This is a genomic window from Streptomyces sp. NPDC054847, from assembly GCF_053610925.1.
This window is the reverse complement of sequence record NZ_JBSGZJ010000534.1, coordinates 1-4,566: the sequence shown is the minus strand read 5'-3', so window position 1 is coordinate 4,566 and position 4,566 is coordinate 1. Positions and strand designations below refer to the sequence as shown.

Here is a 4,566-nt window from a genome sequence, read left to right as displayed (position 1 = left end):
CCCTGTGCGCGCCGGGCGGACCGCCGTGTGCGACGTCACACACCGGGTGGACCGCCGTGCCCACCCGCCGCTCAGAGCGTCTCCAGGAACCCCAGGGCCGTCCGCCAGGTCTGCTCCGCCGAAGTCTCGTCGTAGTCGGGCAGATCGGGGTCGGTGAACAGATGCCCGGCCCCCGGATAACGGTGCACCTCCACGTCCGCCCCGGCCCGCTGCATCTGGAGGTACCAGGTGTTCAGCCAGTCGTGCGGCTCGAACGGATCCGGGTCCGCGACGTGCAGTTGCACCGGCAGGCCGTCCACACTCGCGCCCTCCGCGATGTCGGACGTGCCATGCAGAAGCAGCAGCCCGCGCGCCTTCTCGTCTCCGAGCGCCAGATTCTGCGCGAGCGCCCCGCCGAGCGAGAACCCGGCATAGACCAGCCCCTGGTCGGAATAGGGCGCGGCGGCGTGGATCGCCCGCCGCAGGAGCTCGTCCGTGCCGATCTTCTCCCTGAGATCTCTGCCTTCCTCGACGGTCCCGGCGGTTTGCCCCTCGAACAGGTCGGGCACGCGCACCTCGTGCCCTGCGGCACGCAGCCGGTCCGCGGCCGCGTGCACCGCGGGGCGCAGACCGAAGGTCGAATGGAAAAGGATGACGTTCATCCGGCCATCCTGCCAGCCGCCTTCACCGGCACGGAGTTACGGAGACATGGAGAACATATTGCGCCCGGCGGCCGTCATCGGCGGAGCGGTCCTGCTCACCCTCGCGCTCGGCTGGGCCGTCGACCGCGTGCTGCGCCGGATCGACGACCGCCATCCCGAGACCCCCCTGTGGGACATGCTGCGCCGCTGTCGGCTGCCGCTCCAGGTGGTGGTCCTCGGGGCCCTGTTGAGGGGTGCTTACCGGGAGACCCGCTGGTCGCTCGTCGAGCGCCACGAGGCGGTCATCGGTCATGTGCTCTCACTGGTCCTGATCGGCGCGAGCGCCTGGCTGGTGACCCGCATGGTGTCCGCCGCCGTGGAGTCCTCGTACACCCGTTACGCGTCCTCCACCCGCGACCCGGCCCGGGTCCGCCGGGTACGGACCCAGATCACGCTGATCATGAGGATCGTCACGGCCGTCGTCGCCGTGGTCGCCGTTGCCGCGATGCTGCTGACGTTCCCGGGCATGGAGAAGTTCGGCGCCTCGATGCTGGCGTCCGCGGGCATCATCGGCATCGTCGCCGGTGTCGCGGCCCAGTCCACCCTGGGCAATCTCTTCGCCGGCTTCCAGATCGCCTTCGGCGACATGGTCCGCATCGGCGACACGGTGGTGGTGGACGGCGAATGGGGCGTCGTGGAAGAGGTCACCCTCACGTTCCTCGCCGTACGGACGTGGGACGAGCGCCGCATCACCATGCCGGTGTCGTACTTCACGAGCAAGCCGTTCGAGAACTGGTCGCGCGGCGGGGCCCAGATGACCGGGACGGTCTACTTCCAGTTGGACCACTCGGCACCGGTCGCCCTGATGCGCGAGAAGCTCCAGGAGATCCTCGCCGGCTGCAAGGCCTGGGACGGAAGGGACTGGAGCCTGGCCGTGACGGACACCACACCCAGCACGATCGAGGTCCGTGCGGTCGTGACCGCGAAGGACGCCGACGACATCTGGACGGCCCGTTGCACGGTCCGGGAGCAGATGATCGCCTGGCTGTGCGAGAAGCATCCGTACGCCCTGCCCCGGATCGCCACGGCCGCAGCCTCCCTGCGCCCGGGCGGCCAGTGGCCGCGGCAGGCCGCTCCCCCGCGGGAGGAAGAGATCCACAGCAACAACGCGGGGGACTACACGCCCACGAACGAAGAGGTCCCCCGCACGGGCCGCGGCTGACGGCTCCGGGGCGTCGGAGCACCGGCGGGGCCCGCCCGGAGCACCGCGGGGGCTGTCCGGTCGCGAGCCGGGCAGGCCCTAGAGGGCCCGCCGCATCGCCAGGTGCGGAATGCCGGCGTCCAGGAACTCGGAGCCGTAGGCCGCGTACCCGAGCCGCTCGTAGAAACCGAGCGCATGGGTCTGCGCGTGCAGGTCCACGGCCGCGAGTCCACGCGTCCGGGCCGCCTCCTCTATGGCGCGCACGAGTGCCACGCCCACGCCGAGGCCGCGCGCCGCCTTGCTGACGGCGAGCCTGCCGAGCGATCCGACCGTGAGATCGCCGCCGGTCTTCTTGAGCGCGGAGGCGCCGTGCAGCAGCCGACCGGTACCGAGCGGGCGGCCGTCCTCGGCCACCGCCAGGACATGGATGGTGTCCGCGTCCTCGGCGTCGTACGCGTCGTACTCGATCTCCTCCGGCACCTGCTGCTCGGCGACGAAGACCTCCTTGCGGACGGCGAAGCACGCCTCGCGGTCGGCCGGGCCCACCGCCACCCGCACGCTGTACACCGTCACGCGCTCTCCGCCTCGATCCGGTCCAGCGCCAGCTGGAGATCGGCCGGGTAGGTGCTCTCGTACTCCACCCACTGCCCGTCCGACGGGTGCTCGAAGCCGAGTCGCACGGCGTGCAGCCACTGCCGGGTCAGACCGAGCCGCTTCGCCATCGTGGGGTCGGCGCCGTACGTCAGGTCGCCCACGCAGGGATGGCGGTGCGCGGCCATGTGCACCCGGATCTGGTGGGTACGGCCGGTCTCCAGCTTGATGTCCAGCAGCGAGGCCGCGCGGAAGGCCTCGATCAGGTCGTAGTGCGTCACCGAGGGCTTGCCCTCCGCCGTGACCGCCCACTTGTAGTCGAGGGTGGGGTGCCGGCCGATGGGGGCGTCGATGGTGCCGCTCAGCGGGTCCGGGTGGCCCTGCACCAGCGCGTGGTAGCGCTTGTCGACGACCCGCTCCCGGAACTGCTGCTTCAGCAGCGTGTACGCGCGCTCCGACTTGGCGACGACCATCAGGCCGGACGTGCCGACGTCGAGACGGTGCACGATGCCCTGGCGCTCGGAGGCGCCCGACGTGGAGATGCGGTAACCGGCGGCCGCGAGACCGCCGATGACAGTGGTGCCGGTCCAGCCGGGGCTGGGATGCGCGGCCACGCCGACCGGCTTGACGATCACGACGATGTCGTCGTCGTCGTGCACGATCTCCATGCCCTCGACGGGCTCCGCGACGATCTGCACGGGTGCGGGGGCCTGCGGCATCTCCACCTCGAGCCAGGCGCCGCCGTGCACGCGCTCGGACTTGCCGACGACCGAGCCGTCCACCTGCACCTTCCCGGCAGCGGCCAGCTCAGCGGCCTTCGTACGGGAGAACCCGAACATCCGGGAGATGGCGGCGTCCACACGCTCACCCTCCAGGCCGTCGGGTACGGGCAGGGTGCGGATCTCGGGAATCGTACTCACCCGTCGAGTATGCCTTGTCAGTCCTTGTGGACTGTCCCGTCGGGGTCCAGGCCCTTGAACGACAGCAGCACGATGAGAACACCGCCGCACACGATCGCGGAGTCCGCGAGGTTGAAGACGGCGAAGTGCGCGGGCGCGATGAAGTCCACGACCGCGCCCTCGAAGACGCCGGGCGAACGGAAGATCCGGTCCGTCAGATTGCCGAGCGCCCCGCCCAGCAGCAGACCGAGGGCGACCGCCCAGGGACCGCTGTAGAGCTTGCGCGCCAGCCGCACGATCACGACGATCACGGTCGCCGCGATGCAGGTGAAGATGATGGTGAAGGCCTCACCCATGCCGAACGCGGCGCCCGGGTTCCGTACCGCCTCGAACTTCAGCCAGTCGCCGATGATCTCGATCGGCTCGTGGTGCTCCAGCTTGGCCACCACGAGCAGCTTGCTGCCGAGGTCGAGCAGATAGGCGACGAGCGCCACCGCGAACAGCACGGCGATCTTGCGCTTGCCCTTCGGCGGCTCGGCGGACGCCGCAGCCTCGTCGTCAACATCTGGCGTACCGATGATGCGCTCCGCCTCTGCCACGTAAGTCCCTCAACCCTAGGTTCCTGACTGAGGACGAGGGTACGGCACACCTCCGCGCGGTCAGCCTCTGCGTTCCTGCTTCTGCTTGCACTCGACGCACAGGGTCGCCCGCGGGAACGCCTGCATACGGGCCTTGCCGATCGGCTTGCCGCAGCTCTCGCACAGACCGTACGTACCGGTGTCGAGCCGCTGCAGGGCGCGCTCCGTCTGCTCGAGCATCTCGCGTCCGTTGGCGGCGAGCGCCATCTCGTGCTCGCGCGTGATGTTCTTCGCGCCGGTGTCGGCCTCGTCGTCTCCGGCGCCGTCGCCGGAGTCCCGCATCAGCCCTGCGAGCGCCGCCTCCGAGGACGTGATCTCCGCGTTCAGCCGCGCCGCCTCGCCCTCGAGCTCGGCCCGTGCCTCGTCCACTTCCTCCTGGGTCCACGGATCCTCTCCTGGCCGCACCGCCAGCTCGCCCGGCGGTGTCGCGGCCGCCGGCCGGACCGTGGGAACCGCCACCGCGCTCCCGCCTGCGCCTGATGCCCTACCCGCGGTCTTCTTCGCTGCCACCGTCCTGGCTCCTGTCTGCTTCGCGGCCTCGGCCGCCCCCTCGGCCGCGGGCGCGGCCTGATTCGCGGAGGTCGCCCGGTCGGCGACCTCCGTGGTCACCGGTACGG

General features: G+C 70.7%; 6 protein-coding genes. 1 reads left to right on the top strand and 5 read right to left on the bottom strand.

What is annotated here, in order from left to right; genetic code table 11:
- Positions 1 to 71 precede the first annotated feature (71 nt).
- Positions 72 to 641 (bottom strand): dienelactone hydrolase family protein, encoded by a 570-nt coding sequence (locus ACWGH4_RS31775; protein ID WP_453466982.1) that lies wholly within the window; start codon positions 639 to 641, stop codon positions 72 to 74.
- A gap of 46 nt (positions 642 to 687) precedes the next feature.
- Here ACWGH4_RS31775 and ACWGH4_RS31770 point away from each other — a divergent pair, with 46 nt between their 5' ends.
- Positions 688 to 1,842, top strand: coding sequence for a mechanosensitive ion channel family protein (locus ACWGH4_RS31770; protein ID WP_453466980.1), 1,155 nt, complete (start codon positions 688 to 690; stop codon positions 1,840 to 1,842).
- A gap of 78 nt (positions 1,843 to 1,920) precedes the next feature.
- On the opposite strand, the gene ACWGH4_RS31765 is transcribed toward ACWGH4_RS31770, so the two are convergent.
- The 4 genes from ACWGH4_RS31765 to ACWGH4_RS31750 all read right to left on the bottom strand — a co-directional run.
- Positions 1,921 to 2,394 (bottom strand): GNAT family N-acetyltransferase, encoded by a 474-nt coding sequence (locus ACWGH4_RS31765; protein WP_453466978.1) that lies wholly within the window; start codon positions 2,392 to 2,394, stop codon positions 1,921 to 1,923.
- Positions 2,391 to 3,332: an RluA family pseudouridine synthase gene (locus ACWGH4_RS31760; protein WP_441264312.1), complete on the bottom strand. Its 942-nt coding sequence runs from the start codon at positions 3,330 to 3,332 to the stop codon at positions 2,391 to 2,393. Before ACWGH4_RS31760 ends, ACWGH4_RS31765 begins: the two co-directional genes overlap by 4 nt.
- A gap of 17 nt (positions 3,333 to 3,349) precedes the next feature.
- Entirely contained in the window at positions 3,350 to 3,910 is a 561-nt protein-coding gene (gene lspA, locus ACWGH4_RS31755) for a signal peptidase II (RefSeq protein WP_005318716.1), read from the bottom strand.
- Between the two features lie 60 nt (positions 3,911 to 3,970).
- A partial coding sequence (locus ACWGH4_RS31750) for a TraR/DksA C4-type zinc finger protein (protein ID WP_453466975.1) occupies positions 3,971 to 4,566 on the bottom strand: 596 nt, incomplete at its 5' end.